Origin of the sequence: Streptomyces chiangmaiensis (assembly GCF_036281785.1) — a bacterium.
Classification (GTDB): Bacteria; Actinomycetota; Actinomycetes; order Streptomycetales; family Streptomycetaceae; genus Streptomyces; species Streptomyces chiangmaiensis.
The window spans coordinates 15,144-35,007 of sequence record NZ_JAYWVC010000033.1 but is presented as its reverse complement, the minus strand read 5'-3'; the positions used below and the strand labels follow the sequence as shown (position 1 = coordinate 35,007).

General features: G+C 68.3%; 21 protein-coding genes. 9 read left to right on the top strand and 12 right to left on the bottom strand.

Annotation, left to right across the window (positions count from 1 at the left end; translation table 11 throughout):
* Positions 1 to 32: 32 nt before the first annotated feature.
* The 4 genes from VXC91_RS13505 to VXC91_RS13490 all read right to left on the bottom strand — a co-directional run bounded on the left by VXC91_RS13505 (position 33) and on the right by VXC91_RS13490 (position 5,221).
* Positions 33 to 2,429 (bottom strand): hypothetical protein, encoded by a 2,397-nt coding sequence (locus VXC91_RS13505; protein WP_329507392.1) that lies wholly within the window; start codon positions 2,427 to 2,429, stop codon positions 33 to 35.
* Positions 2,416 to 3,240 (bottom strand): hypothetical protein, encoded by an 825-nt coding sequence (locus tag VXC91_RS13500; RefSeq protein ID WP_329507391.1) that lies wholly within the window; start codon positions 3,238 to 3,240, stop codon positions 2,416 to 2,418. Before VXC91_RS13500 ends, VXC91_RS13505 begins: the two co-directional genes overlap by 14 nt.
* A gap of 279 nt (positions 3,241 to 3,519) precedes the next feature.
* Entirely contained in the window at positions 3,520 to 4,497 is a 978-nt protein-coding gene (locus tag VXC91_RS13495) for a hypothetical protein (RefSeq protein ID WP_329507390.1), read from the bottom strand.
* A 34-nt stretch (positions 4,498 to 4,531) separates the two neighbouring features.
* Positions 4,532 to 5,221 (bottom strand): hypothetical protein, encoded by a 690-nt coding sequence (locus tag VXC91_RS13490; RefSeq protein WP_329507389.1) that lies wholly within the window; start codon positions 5,219 to 5,221, stop codon positions 4,532 to 4,534.
* Between the two features lie 108 nt (positions 5,222 to 5,329).
* Here VXC91_RS13490 and VXC91_RS13485 point away from each other — a divergent pair, with 108 nt between their 5' ends.
* Positions 5,330 to 5,566: a hypothetical protein gene (locus VXC91_RS13485; protein WP_329507388.1), complete on the top strand. Its 237-nt coding sequence runs from the start codon at positions 5,330 to 5,332 to the stop codon at positions 5,564 to 5,566.
* 61 nt (positions 5,567 to 5,627) lie between these two features.
* On the opposite strand, the gene VXC91_RS13480 is transcribed toward VXC91_RS13485, so the two are convergent.
* From VXC91_RS13480 to VXC91_RS13450, 7 genes are all read right to left on the bottom strand, one after another.
* Complete coding sequence (locus VXC91_RS13480; RefSeq protein ID WP_408057379.1) at positions 5,628 to 5,912, bottom strand: hypothetical protein; 285 nt, start codon at positions 5,910 to 5,912, stop codon at positions 5,628 to 5,630.
* A gap of 116 nt (positions 5,913 to 6,028) precedes the next feature.
* Positions 6,029 to 6,319, bottom strand: a complete 291-nt coding sequence (locus VXC91_RS13475; protein WP_329507387.1) for a hypothetical protein — start codon at positions 6,317 to 6,319, stop codon at positions 6,029 to 6,031.
* Between the two features lie 169 nt (positions 6,320 to 6,488).
* Complete coding sequence (locus tag VXC91_RS13470) at positions 6,489 to 7,085, bottom strand: phage tail tube protein (RefSeq protein ID WP_329507386.1); 597 nt, start codon at positions 7,083 to 7,085, stop codon at positions 6,489 to 6,491.
* A gap of 106 nt (positions 7,086 to 7,191) precedes the next feature.
* Complete coding sequence (locus VXC91_RS13465) at positions 7,192 to 7,527, bottom strand: hypothetical protein (RefSeq protein WP_329507409.1); 336 nt, start codon at positions 7,525 to 7,527, stop codon at positions 7,192 to 7,194.
* Between the two features lie 411 nt (positions 7,528 to 7,938).
* A complete protein-coding gene (locus VXC91_RS13460; RefSeq protein WP_329507385.1) occupies positions 7,939 to 8,145 on the bottom strand; it encodes a hypothetical protein in 207 nt (68 codons plus the stop codon).
* Positions 8,142 to 8,669, bottom strand: a complete 528-nt coding sequence (locus VXC91_RS13455; protein ID WP_329507384.1) for a hypothetical protein — start codon at positions 8,667 to 8,669, stop codon at positions 8,142 to 8,144. The genes VXC91_RS13460 and VXC91_RS13455 overlap by 4 nt, the downstream gene beginning before the upstream one ends.
* The gene (locus VXC91_RS13450; protein ID WP_329507408.1) at positions 8,666 to 8,950 is read right to left on the bottom strand and encodes a WhiB family transcriptional regulator; all 285 of its coding nucleotides are present in this window, start codon (positions 8,948 to 8,950) and stop codon (positions 8,666 to 8,668) included. Before VXC91_RS13450 ends, VXC91_RS13455 begins: the two co-directional genes overlap by 4 nt.
* Positions 8,951 to 9,343: 393 nt before the next feature.
* Here VXC91_RS13450 and VXC91_RS13445 point away from each other — a divergent pair, with 393 nt between their 5' ends.
* The 7 genes from VXC91_RS13445 to VXC91_RS13415 all read left to right on the top strand — a co-directional run bounded on the left by VXC91_RS13445 (position 9,344) and on the right by VXC91_RS13415 (position 16,957).
* Positions 9,344 to 9,808 carry a hypothetical protein gene (locus VXC91_RS13445; RefSeq protein ID WP_329507383.1) on the top strand — a complete coding sequence of 155 codons (465 nt, stop codon included), beginning with the start codon at positions 9,344 to 9,346 and terminating at the stop codon, positions 9,806 to 9,808.
* Between the two features lie 509 nt (positions 9,809 to 10,317).
* Positions 10,318 to 10,671, top strand: a complete 354-nt coding sequence (locus VXC91_RS13440; protein WP_329507407.1) for a helix-turn-helix domain-containing protein — start codon at positions 10,318 to 10,320, stop codon at positions 10,669 to 10,671.
* Positions 10,672 to 10,715: 44 nt separating this feature from the next.
* Positions 10,716 to 11,243 (top strand): hypothetical protein, encoded by a 528-nt coding sequence (locus VXC91_RS13435; protein ID WP_329507382.1) that lies wholly within the window; start codon positions 10,716 to 10,718, stop codon positions 11,241 to 11,243.
* A 152-nt stretch (positions 11,244 to 11,395) separates the two neighbouring features.
* Positions 11,396 to 12,085, top strand: a complete 690-nt coding sequence (locus VXC91_RS13430) for a CPBP family intramembrane glutamic endopeptidase (protein WP_329507381.1) — start codon at positions 11,396 to 11,398, stop codon at positions 12,083 to 12,085.
* 413 nt (positions 12,086 to 12,498) lie between these two features.
* Positions 12,499 to 13,890 (top strand): C69 family dipeptidase, encoded by a 1,392-nt coding sequence (locus tag VXC91_RS13425; RefSeq protein ID WP_329507380.1) that lies wholly within the window; start codon positions 12,499 to 12,501, stop codon positions 13,888 to 13,890.
* 106 nt (positions 13,891 to 13,996) lie between these two features.
* Positions 13,997 to 15,448 (top strand): ABC transporter substrate-binding protein, encoded by a 1,452-nt coding sequence (locus VXC91_RS13420; RefSeq protein ID WP_329507379.1) that lies wholly within the window; start codon positions 13,997 to 13,999, stop codon positions 15,446 to 15,448.
* A gap of 72 nt (positions 15,449 to 15,520) precedes the next feature.
* On the top strand, positions 15,521 to 16,957 hold the full coding sequence (locus VXC91_RS13415; RefSeq protein WP_329507378.1) for a purine-cytosine permease family protein: 1,437 nt from the start codon (positions 15,521 to 15,523) through the stop codon (positions 16,955 to 16,957).
* Here the strand turns inward: VXC91_RS13415 and VXC91_RS13410 are convergent.
* Positions 16,950 to 17,252: a hypothetical protein gene (locus VXC91_RS13410; RefSeq protein ID WP_329507377.1), complete on the bottom strand. Its 303-nt coding sequence runs from the start codon at positions 17,250 to 17,252 to the stop codon at positions 16,950 to 16,952. The two genes, VXC91_RS13415 and VXC91_RS13410, sit on opposite strands and share 8 nt — an antisense overlap.
* A gap of 314 nt (positions 17,253 to 17,566) precedes the next feature.
* On the opposite strand from VXC91_RS13410, the gene VXC91_RS13405 reads away from it, so the two are divergent.
* Positions 17,567 to 19,864 carry a NucA/NucB deoxyribonuclease domain-containing protein gene (locus VXC91_RS13405; RefSeq protein ID WP_329507376.1) on the top strand — a complete coding sequence of 766 codons (2,298 nt, stop codon included), beginning with the start codon at positions 17,567 to 17,569 and terminating at the stop codon, positions 19,862 to 19,864.

Below are 19,864 nucleotides of genomic sequence, written 5' to 3'. Positions count from 1 at the left end.
GGCGCGGGCAAGGGCAAGGGCAAGGGCAACCGCTACACGTCGCCCCACGTCGGCTTCGCCGCGAGCAGGTCGGCGAGCGTCGGATAGGCGGCGGCCACCGCGGCGTACGTCGCCGAGGTGTCGGGCACGGGCGGCAGCGCCGGGACGTCCGGGGTGAGGTCCGCGTCGGCGGGCACCCCGTTCGCCGAGACACCGCGCAGGCTCAGGCTCTGCTGGACCCCGCCGTCGGCGGCCCGGGTGGTGGTAATGCCGACCACCCAGGCGAGGGTGTCGAGCACGGCGCCGGTGGTGTCCTGGACGCGCACCACGTCGCCGAGCTGGATCCGCGGGTCGTACAGCACCTGCACATCGCCGAGCACCGGCACCGGGAGCTCACCGGCGGCGCGCATCGCGTCCGCCAACTGCCGTGCCGCGCCCAGGTCCTGGACCCAGTCGGAGGAGTCGCCGTAGAACTCCTGGCGGCCGTAGAACCGTTCGCTGTCGCTGCCGGAGACGTACGACACCGCCTGCCGCTCCACGGGATCGCGGTCCGGTTTGATCGGGACGATCCGGACGGACGGCTCACCGGTCTTGGTGACCGTGTAGAGGTCCTGCGACGTGCGGTTGGTGAGCCGCAGCACGATGGTGCCGTCCTCACGCCGTATCTGCGCCTCGACCGCGCCCTTGACGGCCGGCGCGCCCGCCGCGTGCTGGGCGGCGACCCGGAAGGACGAGCCGGGGGTCTCCACCGAGTCGTCGTCGGTGTCCGGCGGACCGATGTCGAGTTCGTCCTCGCCGAAGGTGTACGAGATGGTCAGCGAACCTGTGCGGGGGATCATTCGTACCGCCGTGTCCACCACGACGTCGCCGCTCACCGTCCGTACCGCGCTCCAATCCTTGGCGGGCTGGACGCAGAAGTTGCGGCAGGCGTCGATCTCCTCGGTGACGGTGAGCGCGGCGATGTCGCGGATCGATGTCAGGGTGAGATCGGCGGTGGTGGGCACGGTCGCGAACCGCGTGAAGTTGCGCCATTTGAACCGGCCGCGCTCGTCGATCTCCGCGGTGGACAGGCTGGCCTTCGCGATCTGGCCGATCGCGTCCCACTGCGATCCCGACACCTTGGGGATCGTGCGCAGCGGCATGATCGCCTCGTCGAGTTCCGCGGTCTTGGTCCAGGTGCCGGCCTGGCTGAACTCCGCTGCGGTCGGCGCCGCGGTGAGCCCGCTGGTGACCTGAACTCCCTCGGTCGCCATGGTGGTGACCAGGCGGATCTTGCGCAGTTCGGAGACAGGCTGAGGCCCATTGGTCGCGGTGAAGGTGCCGCCGACGCCCGTCCAGGTGGCCCCGTCGGGCCCGGTGAGCATGGGAACGAAGGCCGGCAGCGCCTGTCCGTTCGTGGCCGTGAAGACATCCACGTACGCGCCGATGTGCCAGACTCCGCGCTGGGTCTTCATGGCCGTGGCGTTCCCCGACCAGGTCAGGCCGCTGCCCGGCACCGCGGGGTCGGTGCTGAGCGACCACACGGTGACGGTCCCCTTGGAGAAGTTGATGTCCAGGGAGAGCGTGCCGGTGTAGTTGCCAGTGCGGTTCAGCTCCAGTTCGAGCCGTACGCTGTCGCCGATGCCGATGGCCGTGTTGACCCATGCCTCAATGAGCATCCGGCTGCCGGGCACGGTGACCCGGCTGCGCGGGAACCAGGAGACGGTCACCCCGCTGTCGCCGGGCGGCAGACCGCGGGGCACCAGCGCCATCTCGTGCGGGGCACCGGTACGCGACCAGGTGTAGTGCCTCGGGTCGGGCAGATCCTCCGGCGTGCCGTACGAGGTGGCGAAGCCGCCGTGCAAGGTGGCGTGGATGAGGCTCAGCGGCTGGCCCGCGACGAACTTCGGGGCGCGGGCGGGCGGGCTGGTCAGCAGGCCTGCCTGGCGCAGCAGTTCGTCCACGCACCAGGTCGCCGTGGCGACGGGGCGTCCCCAGTACAGCCCGGTGTAGGGGCGCGGCAGTTCGGCGGGGGCCCTCAGCCGTTCGGCCCCGTCGAGGGCGGTGAGCTGTACTGCGTCGGTGCCGGACGCGGCGCTGCGGTTGCGGAGGGTGCCGCGGAAGGCGGGGAGCGTGGCGGTCCCGACGCCCGCCTCGTGGACCACGGACTGGCCGGGGCGCGCGATGTCGCCGGTGGCGCGGTCGGCCCACGGTGAGTACGACTCGGGCGCGGTCTTGTACAACGTGGAGTCGGTCCTGTCGACCGTCCCACCCACCTGGAGTTGCAATTGGGCGGCGGAGCTGCCGGAGAACGCCCGCATGGCGGCGGGCAGATCGGTGGCGTAGCTGCGCTCCAGCGTCCAGGACTGCACCTGCGCGGAGACGTCCTGCCCGCCGAGCCGGGTGGTGTGCGTGACGGTCCGCTCGCCTGCCGCGAGCGCCGCCTCGGTGGTGTCGTCAGCCTGTTGCACCGGCCACCTCCACCAGATCGATCCCGACGTTGCGGTACGGGAGGGGGCGGCCCGGGGTGTCGGTGTAGCCGGTGATCGACATGAGCGGCAGCCCGTCGCCGGGGACGTTGTCGGCCGCGGTGTCACCACCGAAGGTGAGGCAGGCGCCGGCGAGGGAGTACGTGCCGGCCACGCCCGGCTTGGCGGTCGGAGTGAGGTACGCGGCGCCGGCCGGGACGGTGCCGGCCACGAAGGGGCCCGTAGTGGAGACGCCGGACAGGTAGGTGCCGTCCGCCCTCTTGAAGTCGATGCCCAAAGAACAGGTGCCGAGGGCGGCGAAGGCGGTGGGGAGGCGGAAGGAGACCCGCAGGCCGGGCGCGGCCGGGAAGTTGCCGTTCCACGGCAGACAGCGCCAGGCGACCTGACCGGTGGCGTCGACGGCGGTGAAGCCGAAGACGCCGGGCGAGGTCTCCACGACCGAGCCGCCGGCCCCCACCTTGAACCAGCCCGGAAGCCCGGCGGCGCCAGCCGGGCCCTTGCCCGTGGCCTGGGCGGGCCCGAGCACATTGACGGCCGCTGGGTCGATCAGCACGATCGGCCCGGATCCGTCGATACGCCGGGCGAGCCGGTCAAGGACCTGGGCGTCCTCGGGCGGCAGCATGTCCCAGCTCAGCTTGATCCGTCGTACCGGGGTGGGATAGCGGGTGAGCGTGACCTGACCCGAGAGCGCCTTGAACTCCGTGACGCCGAGGTCGGCTGCACGCTCGAACGACTTGGCGGCCTGGTCGATCTCGTACAGGCTGCCCGGGGGGCCGATCCACAGATTGCCCATGGGTGGACTCACCTCTCTCTGCCCGATTCGGGCCTTGAACACGCTTGAACGCGGGCATGAAAAGGGCCGCCGACCGGATCGGCCGTCGGCCTGCTGTCGGGGGTGTGACGTGGGCGCCACCGCTGCCGCGGCGCGGCTTGGGGGTGCCGCGGCGTCCGGCGGACGCGGGGTGCCGCTCGTGGCGCCACGTGAGCCGCCGCCACGCGCGCGGGGTGCCGCCGGTGCCGCGAGTGGAGCGCGAGGGTGCGCGCCCCGGCGGTGGTACGGAGGTGTGCCGTACTACCGCCGGGCGAGCTGCCTCTGCCCGAGGAAGACGGCGCGGGCGATGGTCTGTGAGTCGACCTGGACGACCACGGGCCGGTCGGCGAGCCGTTCCACGGCCGCGGCGAGCCGGCGCAGTCCCCCGCCGGAGCCGATCATGCTGTCGAGCCGCGACAGCGGGATGACCGCCTCGGGCTCCCCGCCTTCACCCACGATGGCGAGGCTGCCACCGGCGCGGGCGGGGACGATGCCGCCCTGGGCGAGGGTGGGGATGTTGGGGATCTGGGGGATGTGGATCGAGAACGACTTGCCGCCGATGACCGGCACCCAGCTCGGGATCGAGACATGGATCCGGTTCAGCGCCGAGATCATGAAGTTGATGCCGCTGATGTAGGCGCGCGGCAGTGCGGTGAAGGCGTTGATGATCCCCTTCAGCACGGACTTGATGGGCCCGGCGTGGTTCCTGACGACGCCGAGGATGGCGTTGAAGGCCCATTTCACGCCCTTGGCGACGAGGGCCGTGACCTTGTCCATGTTGATGAACTGGGAGATGAGCGGCGCGAGGATGGCCATGACGAGCCCGAACGGGTTCGCCGCCATGGCGAGGTTGAGCCCCTTCTGTGCCAGCGAAGCCCCCTTGAGCCCCTTGCCGAGGCTCCCCATGGACCTCCCGCCCGTGCTGGCCTGCTTGCCGGCCTTTCCGACGGACTTCTCGACGGCGTCGGACTGCCGCTTGACGTCGCGCAGGGCACCCTGGGCCTTGTTGGACGAACCCTTGAGCTTGTCGAGGGAGGTCTTGAACTTGTCAGTACTGCCTCGGGACTTGCCAAGAGCGGTGTCGGCCGTGCCGAGGCCGGTACGCAACTTGCCGACCGCGGTGTCGGCCTGACCGGTCCGGCTTCTGATGGTGTTCAGTGCGCTCCCGGTGGAACCGGCGGCCGAACGAAGGCGACCGAGCGCGGTGGTGGCACGAGAGAGGGAGACGACCAGTGACACAGTGTCCTCCGATCAGATCTGTGGCTGCCGTTGATCAGGAACCGCCTGACGCGCCGGCAACGGCCTGGGACAGCGCGGTAAAACGCTGGGTGAGCGTGTGGGTGGACTGGGCGAGTTGATCGATGTTCCGGTGACTTCGTGCAACCCGGTCCAGGCGCTCGCCGGCCGAGGCCAACTGCCTCATTTCACGGGAGGACGGAAGCTCACGAGCCCTCGTACTGTAGGTGTGCACCTCTTCGTTCAGCTTGCGTATCGCCTCCTTGACCTCGTTGACCTGCGTGACCGAGGGGAGGGGGTGGGGCTGTTGGGGCTGTTCGGGAGCAGCTAGGGTGATTCGGCCGTTTTCAGTTGTCGTCAATTCCCGGCCACTGAAAGCGGCCCGGGAGAGCGCCTGGACGGCCTTCTGGAGGTCGAAGATCTTCACGCCGATGCTTGAAAGCGTGGCCTTCACGGCTACAAGGATCAGGACTGTTGTGGCGATCCCGCCGCCGGCCTTCAACACTCCAAGGATTTCTTTCAGGACCGGGAGTTCGGCGAGTGCACCCTTCAAATCTGTGGGCTTGTCCTTGGGGCCTTCCTCGATCGCCTTCTTCAGGGAGGCTACTTTCTTGTCGAGTTCGGTGGCCGTGACCGCCTGTGAACTGCCGCTCTTGGGGAGCGCGTCGACCGCGTACTCTACGGATGCCAATTTACCATAAACATCATCTATTGTATACTTTGTCACTAGTTAATTCATCTCCTCGGGCAGGCGTCTTGACCATGCGGAGTTCGTGGCGCCATCATTGACGGAGCATTTTCCATATGACGTTACGGTTCGTCGGGTGGGGGATTTGTGATCGATGCGAGGGAAGTAAGCGACGCGCTAGTGCTGGCCAGAGCCGCGGGAACAATTCTGGCGGGAATTGGAGGAGTCAGTTTTATTTTCTTCATCCTCGGTCTGGGTCTGGCACGACGCGACGAAGCGGAAGGAAAAGCTGAAACCGCCAAAACGGTGAGGAGAAATGCCTTCATCGCTGGGGCTCTGGCGGTCCTGCTCATCGGCGGCGACTTCGCCATCTGGGCCTTGTAGAGGGGTACGTGGCTGGTGAGGGCCTGAGGTTAGGCATCGGACCTCGGGGGCCGACGCGGTCTCAGGCGAAGAAGCGCTGGAGTTCCTCCGGAGACGGCAACGAGTCCCCCGGTGTGTTCTCGGAGTGTCCCTTCGGGGGATGTGGTTGCCCCGGGCGATGGACGGGCTCCGGGTAGTCGAGAGGTTCGCTGTCCTCGTCACGGTTGACTGTCGCGAACATCCAGTTGGCTTCCTGGAGTTGGTCCACCACGTGGGCCAGCAGATAGTCCGTCACCGACCAGTCGGCGGCCTCACCGTGCAACTCCCGACCCAGGGCGCTGTCCCGGGGAAGATGCTTGACGAGCACCGCGAGCCGGCGGGAGGACAGCCGGCCGCGGTACCAGTCGAGCAGGTCGGTGCCGTAGTGACGGAGCAGATCCGCCTCGATGGCCTCGGCGTGCTCATCGACGAGCGCGTCGAGGCTCAGCCTTCCCCCAGGCCCAGCCCCGTCTCCTTGCCGTAGGCCTCCAGGATCGCGGCAATGTCCTGCATCGTGACCTCGTGCTGCTCGAACCGCGCGAACTGCCGCTCGCCGAGCAGGAGCCGGAGGAGCCCGTCCACATCGTTGTCGTCGAGGTCGCGCAGCTTGCGCGCGGTGGCGCGGCTCAGCTCGGTGGGCAGTTCGAACGAGTCGTCGTCGAGGTCGAAGGTCCAGGCACGGCCGAGCGCTTCGAGGCGCTGGGCGCGGGCGGCATTGACGTTGAATCCGGCCATGCGGGGCTCCAGGTGAGTCGTCTCTGTGACAGAAGGAGGGGGTGCCCGGCGTGCGGGGAGGGCACGCCGGGCACGCCAACGGGGCCGGCAGGACACCAAAAGCGCCTGCCGGCGCCCGGGAAGGCCTGGCAGGACCGCGATGAGCGCCTGCCGGGCCCGGCAGTGGTGACTAGGCCAGAGCCGCCGGGTCGTTCACCAGCCACGTGGCGAGCGGGTTGGTCGGGGTGTCACCGGACAGCGCAGTGAAGGTGATGCCGAGCTTGACGGCGCCGGTGCGGGTCAGCGACAGCTCCTCCACCTCGGACACGGCGCCGTTCGGGATGACGAGGCGGTACCGCAGGTCCTTGGTGCCGTTGTTGTCCGCGAAGTCGATGGCCAGGGCGCGCTGGTCCTGTCCGCCGGGGGCACCGGTGATGTCGATCTTCTGGGCCGTCGTCTCCGCGGTGGAGCCGGCGGTCACGATCGAGGTCGACGCCAGGCCCAGGTAGAACGGGAACGTGTCCTTGTTCATCTGGAGCAGCTGGAACTTCACGGTCAGATCGCGGTCGGAGAGCATGAAGCGCGCCGGCGCCATGGACTGCCAGGTGTCGACCGGGTCGTTCTTGTCCTTCTTGTTGAACTTGACGCCGTCGGAAGACGTGAAGCCGAGGTTCACCCAGGGGGTGGCCAGCGCGGTGGTCTCCTTCGGCGCCGCCGTTCCGGCCGGGGCCACCCAGACGTTGCCGGTGCCGGCGATGCGGACCTCGCTGTTCTTGAAGCCTGCCATGTGTACTCCTCAGTGAGAATCGTGTGAGAGGGGATAGGTACGGCTGGTGGTGCGGAGCCGGGCCCCGGTGACCGACGAGAGCCCCTGCGGGCTCGGCGCCCGGTGTTCACGCAGGCCGGATCGACACCCGGATCGTGGCCAGGTAGCGGTTGCCGGCCGGCCGGTTGTAGTCCGGCAGCCAGCGCGGGCCGTCGGCCTCGTCGATGTCCGTGACGATGGCGGTGCCGTATGTCGTGCCGACCAGCTCCAGGACGCAGGCGCGGGCCGCGAGCGCGATGCCGTGCGCGGTCGTCTTGTCCGGCCCGTACACCTCAAGGTCGATCAGCGGCTTGTCGAGGTGGAGGTCGTCGATCCATACCCCGCCGGAGCGGGAGACGAGGACAACCTGCTGGGTGCCGTCGAATCCGACGGGCGTTCGGTTGTCGACGGTCACCCCGGTCATTTCGGGCCGGTTCTTGAGGAAATCGACGACAAGCCGCTCGGCGTCGGGAAAGGTCAGGATGGCCACATGGACGCTCCCTTCGGAGGGGTGGACTGAGAGCCGGAACTGAGAGGCGCACGCGGCGCGCGAACGCCCGGAACAGGCGTGTCGGTGTCCGCGCATACGCGCGCAGAGGCGTGGACACGGGCATGCCCGGCCGCGACTGCGACGCGGAAGTCCGGGCAACACAAAGCGGCAGGTCCGCCGCCCTGGAGGTGGGCGCAGCTCTGCCGCTGCATCAAGTGTGATCGGTGTCCCCGGTTCCCGCAACCGAGCTCCGCGAGGGGAAGTCGAGTAGCGGGCACAGCAATGCCTCAGGCCCCGTCGGGTACGACGGGGCCTGAGGCATCGGTGCGTATTCGGGCAGCCGGCTCAGCGGCCGGTGCCGCGCCCATGAGCCAGCCGCTCGGCGGCGAACACGTCCTCCAGCCGGTAGAGCAGCCGTCTGCCCTGCCGGGACGCGGCACTCAGATGTCCGAGCTGGACCCACTTGCGGATGGTGGCCGGGGCGACGCCGGCCTCGGCGGCAGCAAGTTCGCCGGTGATGAGCGGGGCGCCGGAGTTCGTGGCTCCGTTCATGACGCGTCCTCCAGGATGTGCCGGCAGACGGGATTGACGCACATCACGACCGCCCGCTCCGGCAGCGCCCGCAGCGACACGGAATCACACACGGGGCAGCGCCCCGCGATCCGCACGAGTTGCTCGGGCTCTCCGAGGGCCCGCGCGCACCGGTCGGCCATCCTGCGGGCCTCGTCGCTCACGTGGACGGCCAGATCGGGGAGTGCGGCGATCCGGTCGAGCAACTCCGCGATACGACGCAGCCGTACGGGAACAGAAGCAGGCCGTACCCGCCGCAGCCCGAGCCGTTCGCGTACGGCCTCCTCCAGTTCGACGACCCCGTCCGTGATGTCGCGCAGGGTGTCGGAGACAAAGAGGCGCACCGGCGCGGCCGGGGCGGTGGGTGCGCCGCCGCGGCCACCCCGCGGCGCATGTGCGTGCGAGGGCGCCAACTCCGCCAGCAGCTCGGGAAACCGGAGAGCGAGAGCCTGGAGCCAGACGCCCGCGTCTGCGCCGGCAAGGATGACGGCGGTGTCTGTGCTCATCGTTCCGTCCTCTTGACCTCACGCCCGTTTCGCCACAAACGCCCGCCACTCACCCCATCGAACCAAGTGTGCGCGGGATCTACCACGGCCTCGCACTCCTCCCGTACCGGACAACGATTGCAGGCGCGCAACACAATCTCAGCTTCGGAGAGGTCCCTGGTGAACACATAGCGTTGCGGAAGGTCCGCACAGGCGGCGGCCCTGCGCCAGTCGAGCTGATCGCCGGATCGGACAAAAGCCCAGTTCAAACGAATAGTGACAGCAGTGGCAAGGCTTGACACAAACAACACCTCCCCAGATAAGGGAATGTTCGTTCGACATATGCGAGCGGATTTCAGCGTCGCATGGTGCGAGCGCGAGCGCAAGCGAGTGAGGTCCAGCAGACGGGTCGTCAACAGCCTTCATCTGTAGGGTCGCTGACCCGGACACCGGGAGCTGCGTGCGGGCGCGCACGCGTGCAACTGCACCGGCGATCTGGTGGACGACCTCCGATTAAGGCCGCCCCGGAGGGGAAAAGGGCTGCTGGGAACCGATGGGTGATCAGTCCCGAGTCGGCGGCGCGACACATGGGGGTGTCACCAGAAGCGTGGGAAGGGTCCGTCAAGGTCACAGCGGGGAGCCCTGAAGTGGGGCTTGAAGGGGTGGGTATGGGGCACGAGAGGAGTGACTCGGAGGTGCCCGCTTCTACGCGCGCCGACTCCGAGGCCACGGAGGGCGAGGCGGACGAGGGCAGACTCTCCCATCTGCTGGGGGGTCTGCTGATCGAACTGGGCCGGAAGGTCCAGCGGGCGGGAATCGAGGGGGTGCGAATCCTCTCGGCCGAGGAAGTCGACGCCATCCGTCTCAACTGGTTCCGCATGGGGTGGGAGGAACGCGCACGGGCCGACGATCCGGCAGCGGTTCACCGGGCGGCTGGGACGGCGACGGCCCGGGAGCAGCCGCATCCGGTCAGCCACCCGGCCGATACCGACACCCGGTACGCCGTCACACCGATGCGATTGGTGCCCTTCCTCCAGCACACCCGGGACCCGGTACCGGAGCCCCGGGCGCCGGGGAAGAGCGCCGCTCGGCCGCAGCCGGCCGTCAGGGCGCGCGAGGGGGGCGAGCATGACCGGATGCCGCACTGGCCGCATCCCTGACACCCGGGCGTGACCGGCATCTGATTGCGGACCCGCAACCGCGGGCAGCGGGCGCGACTCGCCGGGCCGGATCCCTGAATGACCTGATGAAGAGAGGGGTGGACGTTCTCGTGCGTTTCGAACACGTGCAACTCTCCGGCAAACATGCGAACTTCAGTTCGAATATGACAGACTCGACGCACCGGTGTCCCACGCCGCGTGCGCGTGGGCAAGTGACTACACCCTGAATGCGAGGTGCGCGGTGGCGTCCCAGCGGGTCCGCCCAACAGCCCCTGCAGGAATATGTCTTGACAGGATTCACACCATTACGTGCGCGCACGCACCCCTTAGGTGCGTGCGCGATCGGTACGCTTTCTCCGCGACGAGGGGAGAGCGAGGACATGACTTCGAGCTCGTGGGCGAGGGCCCGCAACGATCATCGGCACTCCGAGGAGGACGCCGCGCGCCCCCGGCCCGGGGGGACGCGCACCGACGGACTCGAGGACTTCGCCGCATGGGTCGAGAACCTGATGCGGGAACGCGGCTACGTCATCGACGGCCCACGCGGCGGCGGCAAGTCGAAACTGGCTGACGACGCCGGGGTGCACCGGGCCGCGGTGACCCGGCTGCTGCAGCGTCAGAGCATGCCCGATCTGGAGACCATGAGACGCCTCGCGACGGTGCTCGGCGTACCGCTGCGGGACATGCTGATCCGCTCCGGACGCCTGTCCGAGGAGGACCTGCCGCTGGATCAGGACCGGAGCGAGGACGGACAACTCCAGCGGCTGTCCCCCGAGGAGGCGGCACGGAGAATGGGCGTACCTGCTGAACTACGGGACCTGTTCGTGAGGGTGGTCACGCAGTTCCTGCCGGACGGCTCTTAGGTGGAGGAGCCCACGAGCGAGTGGGAGCGTGAAGGAGTGCGCACATGGAGAGCAAGGGGGGCGACCGGAGCGATGACACCGATGGGACAGGCGCCGCCGGCGGGGACGCGGAGGCGGAGGCGGAGGCGGACCGGCTTACCCGGCTGCTCGGCGGTCTGCTGATCGAACTGGGCGAGAAGGTGCGGGAGGCAGGCCTGGAAGGCGTACGCATTCTCACGGACGAAGAAGTGCAGCGTGTCAACGTGTCCTGGTACCGCACGGGTTGGGAGGAGCACTCCCGAGCGGTTCACCCGTCCCAGGAGCCCACCGGCCCGCACGCACCCGGCCACCCCGCCGACCTCGATCCGTCGGCGGCCGGCCGCCTGCTCTCCTTCCCGGAATCCCCCGGGTACCCGGCCGCCTCCCATCCACTGCCCATCGTGGGCGCGGGCGAGGCGCAGATACGCGAACTGATGCCGCACCGACGGCGGTCGACGGACGGCGGACAGGGCCGTGAACGCAGCCGCGTGCGGGCTCGGGGGCGTCAGCCGGAGGGGCATGAGTCGGCGGAGGCGAGGGACGCGGATGAGTGACGGACAGGCCGCTGCGGCATGACGTGCAGCGACGACTTTTCGAACGGCGCAGGTCCGCACTGGTCCAGCGCGGCGAACCGTACCGGTATGCCCGCCTGCCCGGCGCGTCGTGATCTGCCCGATCCCCATGCGTCAGGGATGCTGGAGAGACCATGCAGTCGCTGCTCCTCGCGGTCAGCGTGCTCGCGGCTGCGAGCACGCTGACCACTGTGCTGTCCGACGACTGGTACGTCCCGGCGTGCGTCACCGCGGCCGCGCTGCTCGTGACGATCGCCCGCCGGGCCGGTCTGAGCTGGGAGGAGCTGGGCCTCGGTCGCGCATCGGCGCAGCGTGGGCTGGACTGGGGACTCGTCCTGGGCGGGGCCGTCCTCGCCGTCTACCTCCTCGCATGGCATCTGCCGCTCACCCACGAGGCCTTCAAGGACAAGCGCGCTGCCGGACATTCTTCCGCGGAGCAGTTGTTCCGGGTCCTGGTGCGCGTGCCGTTCGGCACGGTGCTGCTGGAGGAGGTGGGCTTCCGTGGCGTCCTGTGGGCCCTGATCACCCGGCTTCGTGGCCCCGTATGGGCCACGGCGGTCTCGTCCACTCTGTTCGGTCTCTGGCATGTGGCCCCGTCGCGAGGACTCACCAAGGCCAACACCGCGGCCGAAGCCGTCTTCGGTGCCGGGAAACCCGGCGTCATCCTGTCCGTCGCGTCCGCCGTCGTCGGCACGGGCATCGCCGGCGTGCTCTTGTGCGAACTGCGCCGCCGGTCCGGCAGCCTGATCCCGCCCATGGCCGTGCACTGCGCCCTCAACAGCTTCGGCTACGCCTTGAGCTGGGCGGCTACCCACGGGGAGTGACGGACGCGCCGCCACCTCGGCTGCGCCGGCGGCCATGTCCTGTTCGGCCGGCACAGGCCCCGGCCGGTTCCAGCGCCAGGCGAAGTCCACAGTCGGCCGACGCTGGAATTGATCTCCTCGTCCTGAATCCCCTCCGGGGCCAGAGGGGAAGGGGTGGCGGATCATCCGGGCCACGTCAGGTGATCCCTTCGTATCCGGTAAGACCGGAAGTCGCGATTCGCGATCAAGTCCCTGACCTGGCGATTTCTCACGGCGGGCGGGATGTGGAGGGAGGCCGCGGAGGCACACTGTCGACAAATTTGCGACTTGGCGTGATCCTGAGATCTCAAATCCACGCCACGAGCCGACAGCCGGCTCTCATCGAAGTGGGAGAAACCACTGTGCTTCCATGGAGCTGCGACACCTTCGTGGCCATGGCCGACAGCGTGCCCGGAGGACACGTCCTGCTGGCCAAGAACAGCGACCGCCCCGTGTCCGACACACAACCACTGCGCTTCCTGCCGCGCCGCACCGCGCAGGCGGGTGCCACCCTGCGGCTGGCCCACGTCGAGATTGACGACGTCGAGGAGTCCTACGCGCACCTGGGTGGTTCGCCCTACTGGTGCTGGGGACACGAAGAGGGCCTGAACGAATGGGGTGTGGCCATCGGCAATGAGGCCCTGTTCACCAGGGACTGGGCGGCCACGGTGTCCGCGGTCAAGGGCGGCGCCGACCGGGACGGCGGCATCCTCGGCATGGAGCTGCTGCGCCTGGGTCTGGAGCGGGGTCGCACGGCCCGGCAGGCGCTCGACGTCATCTGCTCACTGGTGGAGCGGTACGGGCAGTGGGGCTCCGGTGTCGTGGGGCAGCCACCGGTCACGGGTGGCTATGACAACTCCTTCCTCATCGCCGACGCCCGGGAAGCGTGGGTGCTGGAGACCAGCGGTCACCGCTGGGCCGCCAAACGGGTCACCACGGGGACGTGCGCCATCTCCAACCAGCCGACCATCCGCACCCAGTGGGACCGCGCCAGCGGCGACCTGGTGGAACACGCGGTGGAGTCCGGCTGGTGGGAGTCCGCGCCGGGGCGATCGTTCGACTTCGCGCGCGCCTATGTCGACCCTGGTACGCCGCTGCAGTTGTCACACATCCGGCTCCAGCGCTCACGCCAACTGCTCGGCGAGGCGGTGGGTGCCGGTGGGGTGGGGCTCGGGCAGGCTCAGCGGGTGCTGCGCGACCACTACGAGGACACCTTTCTGGGCGGCCCGTACTTCAACGCGGCGATGCCCGACTTCCTGAGCCTGTGCATGCACTCCCACCCGTCGGACTTCACCTGGGGCAACACTGCCGGCTCGACGGTGTTCGTGCTGCCGAAGAGCGGGGAGGGGCTGGCCCACCTGTGGTGGACGCCGGTGACGCCGTGCACCGGTGTGTACGTGCCGGTGTTCGTGGACGCCGGGAGGGTACCCGGAATCTTTTCTGCGGCGGGGACGGCCGGTGTCCGGGAGTGTCCTCCCGAGCATGCGCCGGTGGACATGTATGACGAAGGGGCCTACTGGTGGCGGTTCCGTCGGCTGCTCGACCTGGTCAAGGGTGGTGAGCAGGCGTGGAGCTTCAACGAGAACCAGCCCGTGGTGCGGCGGGCGTTCGACGCCCTGGAACGGAAGTGGGCAGCCGAACTCCCGCAGGTGGAGAAGGACGCACTCATGTTGCGCGAGCAAAGCAATCACAAGGCGATGGCGGACTTCCTGGCCGACTACACCGAGTCCTGCGCGCAGCAGGCGCTGGAGGTCCTCGACCACCTCGTCGCGCGGCTGTCCGGCTGAGAGGCGTCTTTTCACCAGCGAAGAAACCTTGACAAGCCGATGCGAGGTACGCATGCTACCGACTTAAAGGTCGGATCTGAGATCTCAAGCACCACGTGAAGGCGCCATGGACCGTCCGGAAACCGTTCACATTCGCAGCAATGGGCAGGTCACCCTTCCCATGGCAGTGCGCCGTGCGGCCGAACTGCATGAGGGTGACGTGATCGAGGTCGTCCTCCAGGGTGACGGAACGATTCTGCTGCGCCCGGTCGCGGTCCTCGACCGCTTGCAGGCGGACCTGGTCTACCGGGTCGGGGACCGGTCCGAGCCGGAGCTCACCGAGGACGACATAAGGGAACGGGCCCGCGGGCTGGTCCGACGCCGCAGGCTTCCGGTCACCACGGGGCGCGCGCTCGACGCACTGGTGGAGCGCTACCAGCGCGGTGATCTGACCCAGCGGGCGTTCATCGGCGAGTCACTGATGCTGGGCCTGTCCTCGGCGTCGATCACGGCGCTGCTGGCCGGCGCCGAGCCCGCCCCCGCCGACGACGCGCCTCCCGGGCCCCCCGTGGCCGAGGATGCGCCGCAAGCGGCTGTACGGATCACCCAGGCGTTCCACTCGCTGCTGTATCTGCCGCTGTACATCGCCCATGACGTCGGGTTCTTCGCGGACGAAGGAGTACGAGTCGAGATCACCACCGCCGGCGGCGGCACCGAGGCCTGGTCCGCGGTGGAGGCGGGCGTCGCCGACTATTCCATCCACGACCCGGTGTTCACCGCCCGCGCCTTCGAACAAGGGATCGGGGACGCGGTCGTGGTCGGCAGCATCTGCAACGGGCAGGCCATCCTGGCGCTGGCCGCGGACCCGGAGGTGGAGGCAACCGACGACCCACGTGTTTTCAGCACGCGCACCGTCGCCGGGCGCACCGTCGCCACCCAGCCCCAGCCCGACTCGCAGTGGGCCCTGCTGCGCTACCTTCAGTTCCTTTACCAGGCGGGCCCCGAGTCTGCCTACCGCGGCCTCCAGGTGCCGATCGGCACCGAACCGGCTCGCGTTCTGGCCGGGCAGGCCGACATCTGCCTCGCCTTTCCGCCGCAGGCGGACGTGGCCATGTCGCAGGGCCTACGCGAGGTCTTCGACTTCTCCACCCATTTCGGCCCGTATCTGCTGTCGGCTCTGGCCACCCGGCGAGGCACCGTGCAGGAAAAGCCCGCACAGCACAAAGCGGTGATCAGCGCGCTCGAAAAGGCCTGCCAATACGCCCATGCTTTCCCGGACGAAGCGGTCCGGGTGGCTCGGCTGGAATTCCCCGGTGTCGACTCGAAGGCGATCGAGAGCGCCACACGGCGCTGTCTGCGGCGCAACTTCCTGCCGCCCCACATCGCGGTGGACCACGAGGCCTGGAAGGAGAACGGCGTTCTCAACAGGTTCGTCGGCACCATTCAGCAGTACCACTCGTCGGCCGAACTGGTCGACAACGAGATGAGTCTTCACGTCTATCGCACGCTCGGCAATCTCCACCTCGCGTGGGACGGTCCCCGCCCCATCGGGAAACCGGTCGCAGTGGCCGGAGCGTAACCAGACGGACGTGAGGTCGGGCCAGCACCGCACGCCGGATGTCCCTGCGGTCACTCGTGCCCGAGGCGCACCATGAGCGTACCTGAAAAATTCAGAGGACCGACGACATCGATCGACGACCAGATCGAAAGCTTCGCAATCAACCGCGTCCCCGCGAACCTGCGGTGGCCCATACCCGCCATCAGCCTCGTGCTTCTCGGCAACGCCACCGCGATGTTCTTCTTCTCCTTCGGTGCCCAGCAGGCATTCCTCGTGGGATGGCCCGAAATGCTCGGCCCGATCGCGTACTTCTTCATCGGCTCCGTGTTGATCGGCATGCTCACGATGCGCATGGCGAGCCGGGAAGGCCTGTCGCAGAACCTGCTCAGCCGGGGTCTCGGCTTCGGCAGTCGGGGCGCCGCGGTCACCTCGTTCATCTACGCCGTCAACTACGTCTTCTACTTCCTCTTCGAAGGAACGATCGTCTCCCACGCGATCGCGGAGTATTTCAAGGTCGACATCAACTCCATCGCCGGCATCGGCATCTTCGCCGTGGTGGGCCTGGTCACCCTGCTGCTGGTCCGACGCGGCATGCACGCCATGTCGTTCCTCCAGTCCTGGGGCTTCCCGGTGTTCCTGATCCTGCTCGGCTGGGGCCTGTACAAGATGTTCACGGAGCACACCCCGGTCGGCGTGGACGGCTGGCACGCCACCGGCGCCACGGGCAGCGTGGCGATATGGAGCGCGTTCAGCCTCGCCAACGGTCAGATGATCTTCCAGGGCCTGATGGCGACCGACTACGGGCGTTTCGCCTCCCGCAACGTCCGCTACCGCGGCACCGCCGGCATCATGCTCGGTGAGCTCATCCCGATGTTCGTCGTGATCTTCCTGGGCGCCTTCATCGGCATCACGCTGCTGACCGAACTGCACGGGCCGAACGCGCAGTCCAACGCCCAGGACCCGGGCTTCATGTTCGTGTCCCTCATGGGCGGTGTGAGTGTCGTCTTCGCCGTCATCACCCAGATTCGTATCAACGTCATGAACCTGTACGGCGGTTCCATCGCGCTCTCGTCCGGATTCGACGTCGCCGCCAACTTCCGCCCCGGCCGCCAGTACTGGACGTACCTGGTGTGGATTCTGGGCGTGGTCTTCTACGCGTTCAACGTCATCAACCACCTGGGAACATTCCTGGCGATCACGGGTGTCCTCACCAACACCTGGGTGCTGATCATCCTCGCGGACTCCTTCGTGTGCCGCCGCTGGATGAAGCTCGGCCGGTCGGAGAACATCGAGTTCGAGCCGCACGAGGTGCGGTCCTGGAACCCCTGCGGTCTGACCTCGCTCGGACTGGCGGTGGCGGTCGGCGCGCTGGGCATCGGCGGCGTGTACCCGGTGTACTACGCCTCGTTCATCTCGATGCTGCTCGGTCCCATCCTGCACGTCGCGTTCACCGCGGGGACCAAGGGCCGCTACTACAGGCCCGTCCAGGCGGACGAGGCCGCGTCACATTCGCAGAGCGCCCTCACGTAGATGCCGAACACCCGGGCCACGGCGATTCCCGCAGAAACCGGCCCACACGGCAGGGACGGGCCGGCAACCGCCCCCCGCGCAGTGCTGCTGAGGGCAGCCGGTGCGGCAACGCCGCCGAGAACGCACGATCGCTCACGCAGAACCGCGCTCTGGCATTGCCGAGTTGGCGCTCCAGAACCGTGATCCGACGGGGCAGAGCGAGGATCTCCGTGTCCTTGGCCTGGTCGCTCGTCCGCAGCAGGCGCAGCATGGCGAACGCGGTCGTTGCGGTCGGGTGAGCCAGGCGCGGCAGCACGACCCGACCTGTGCCGCTCGGTGTTCCTCGCCGCCCAAGCCGAGGGCATCATCAGTGCCAACGACATCATGATCTCTCGTGACGTTCCCGATTGCTCGCGCCCCGGGCGAGCCTGAGCGGCCGACGCCGCCGCCCCCGGCAGGACAAGTACCGCCCTGTGATTGTCGGGGTACTGACAACCGAATAGCAGTTCGTCTATCGTCACACTGCCAATGGAGCAAATGCCGATAGGGGGGATGATGCGGAAGAAATACTTCCGGAGAAGCTTACGAGCGGCAGCGGTTCTCGTGTCGTTCGCGCTTCCCATGGGGCTGGTGAGCCTGCCGTCCACCAGCGTGGCCGCCGAGCAGGTGAAGCTTCCGCCGGATCGGTGCGCGGGGATGACCCCGCCGAGCGAGGACGAGAACCACGCCTCCATACGCCTCGACCAGCCGCAGCAGGGTGAGGAGCTGGCGGTCGACGAGCAGGGGAAGATCGACCTCGCCGGCGTCCTGCACAAGCACGCACGCATGATCGACGTCTCGGTCGGCGATCTGGTGACGACCGACTTCACCCTCGGCCCACCACCGGACGGCGTCTCGGGGTGGGCCTCGTCATGGAAGACGCGGGTCCGTCCGCCAGAGCTCGGCGTGAACCTGGTGTGCTCCCGCGCCGAGCGCGAGCCCAAACGGAACGCTCGGATCCTGCGCTCCGTCACCGTGGTCGACAACATCCCGCCCAGTAACGCCACCGGCCTGACCGTCGGCGACATCACGGCGACCACCGCCAGGGCGAGTTGGAGCGCGGCCACCGACAACTACGGCCTGGCCGGATACGAGATCAGGGTCGACGGCGGGACGCCGATACGGACCAACGTCGGCACCCGCTCGTACGCCATGACCGATCTGTCGCCGGACGCGGAACACACCGTCTCCATGGTCGCCGTCGACCTGGCCGGCAACAAGTCGCCGGCTCCCGCCACGGCAACCTTCAGGACCGAGAAACTGCCGCCGGAGCCCGACCCCGACGCGGAGCTGAAGTTCGCCCCGGAGGAGGGCGGCGCCATGGCCTCATGGCAGCCCGACCTCAACGGTGACGTCACCTATCGCGCATTCCTGGACGGCCGGCTGTACGACGAATTCCCGCTGAAGGAGTACTGCCGGGATGCCGACGGCAACCCGGCGGACCCGTGCACGGCGGAGAGCGTCATCACGTATCCGATCGAGCCCCTCGACGCGCTCACGTCGCACACGTTCCGGATCGAGGCGACGCGCGAGGACGGCACCAAGTGGCGGGACTTCTCGGGCGAGTTCACCACGTCGGCCGCCGCCCCACCGGTGCCCGAAGAGGTCACCCAGCAGGTGTCCAGCGAGGGCCTGCAGTGCGCCGCGCAGGGCGGGGACTTCTACATCGCCGAGAGCGTGCGGAGCAGTGTCACGTTGCCGGCGGGTACCACGCAGGTCTTCCCGGGTTGCTACAACGCCGCGGACGCCAGCTGCGTCGAGAAGTACCTGCCACCGGACGGGAACAAAAAGCTCGACTGCTCGGACGACGTCACCAAGCTCCTCGAATCCGTGGCACCGCCCGGCCGCGGACCGTCGATCTCCTCGCTGAGCGGCTCCACCGGCGGGATGCAGGCCCTGTTCGACCCGGGCAACCTGGTCCAACCGATCACCTGGTGCGCACAGAACACGCCCACCTGCACCTTGCTGCTGGCACCACCGGCGGTGGCCGCCGAGACCGCGGCGGCCTCGTCCATCGCCGCCGCCGTCGCCGGCTGGGTCCTCGTCACGATCGTGGGGATCGGCATCGGTATCGTGCTGGGGGTGCTCCTCGCCGTCCTCTTCCCCAGCCCGATAGCCATCGGGGGTCTGCTCGAGTACCCGATCCATCACTACGACAACTTCGACACCTACGACGACTGGTACCGGGACGAGGGCCGCTGGACCCACAGCCTCAAGGTCTACGCCCAGACGGTCAAGACGACGAAGGAAGCGGCAAGCCGGTACAACCTTCCCTTCGCCTGGACCGACACCGAGGACTCGGCCCTCAGGCGCGCCATCGACCAGGCGTGCGCGGCCCAGGGGCAGACCGGCAGAAGCTACTCGCCTTGCGGTGACGACCTGGCGGTCTATGTCCCGGGCGGCAAGAACTACAAGTTCCGGCCCATGCAGGAGACTGGGACCCATATCGTGGAGGCCATGGGCAACGGAAGCTACCCGCAGCCCCCGCAGCGGTCCCTGTGGTTCGGCCCGGGGCGCAGCGTCGGCGGCCAGGCCGCGAGGAACGCGGGCTACCAGCGCAACTGGTTCTACACCGACCCGAAGTTCGCGGGGAACGCCTGCCTGCCGCGGGTGATCGGAAGCGGAAAGACCTGCGACGAGTTCCCGTTCTGGTCGACGGACCAGGCGGTCGACCTGTCCGGCCTGACCGCGTCCCTGAAGCTGGTGCCCACCACGGAGTCACTGCCGCAGGCCCAGGACATCTCCTCGTTCCACAGCAAGTGCAAGGTGCAGGACAAGGAGAGGTTCATCGTGCTGCCGATCAAGCCGTGGGTCGACGCCGGGGCACCGAGCTTCGGCTTCCGGGTCAACGGCGGCGGGGCCAGCCTCTGCATGGAGCCCACGCTGTAA

What these genes read in the sequence shown, in the direction of transcription:
- VXC91_RS13500 (WP_329507391.1), bottom strand. Translation starts at nt 3,240, where the DNA reads ATGGGCAATCTGTGGATCGGCCCCCCGGGCAGCCTGTACGAGATCGAC.
- VXC91_RS13475 (WP_329507387.1), bottom strand. Translation starts at nt 6,319, where the DNA reads ATGGCCGGATTCAACGTCAATGCCGCCCGCGCCCAGCGCCTCGAAGCG.
- VXC91_RS13470 (WP_329507386.1), bottom strand. Translation starts at nt 7,085, where the DNA reads ATGGCAGGCTTCAAGAACAGCGAGGTCCGCATCGCCGGCACCGGCAAC.
- VXC91_RS13465 (WP_329507409.1), bottom strand. Translation starts at nt 7,527, where the DNA reads ATGACCGGGGTGACCGTCGACAACCGAACGCCCGTCGGATTCGACGGC.
- VXC91_RS13460 (WP_329507385.1), bottom strand. Translation starts at nt 8,145, where the DNA reads ATGAACGGAGCCACGAACTCCGGCGCCCCGCTCATCACCGGCGAACTT.
- VXC91_RS13455 (WP_329507384.1), bottom strand. Translation starts at nt 8,669, where the DNA reads ATGAGCACAGACACCGCCGTCATCCTTGCCGGCGCAGACGCGGGCGTC.
- VXC91_RS13440 (WP_329507407.1), top strand. Translation starts at nt 10,318, where the DNA reads ATGCGGGAACGCGGCTACGTCATCGACGGCCCACGCGGCGGCGGCAAG.
- VXC91_RS13435 (WP_329507382.1), top strand. Translation starts at nt 10,716, where the DNA reads ATGGAGAGCAAGGGGGGCGACCGGAGCGATGACACCGATGGGACAGGC.
- VXC91_RS13430 (WP_329507381.1), top strand. Translation starts at nt 11,396, where the DNA reads ATGCAGTCGCTGCTCCTCGCGGTCAGCGTGCTCGCGGCTGCGAGCACG.
- VXC91_RS13425 (WP_329507380.1), top strand. Translation starts at nt 12,499, where the DNA reads ATGGCCGACAGCGTGCCCGGAGGACACGTCCTGCTGGCCAAGAACAGC.
- VXC91_RS13420 (WP_329507379.1), top strand. Translation starts at nt 13,997, where the DNA reads ATGGACCGTCCGGAAACCGTTCACATTCGCAGCAATGGGCAGGTCACC.
- VXC91_RS13415 (WP_329507378.1), top strand. Translation starts at nt 15,521, where the DNA reads ATGAGCGTACCTGAAAAATTCAGAGGACCGACGACATCGATCGACGAC.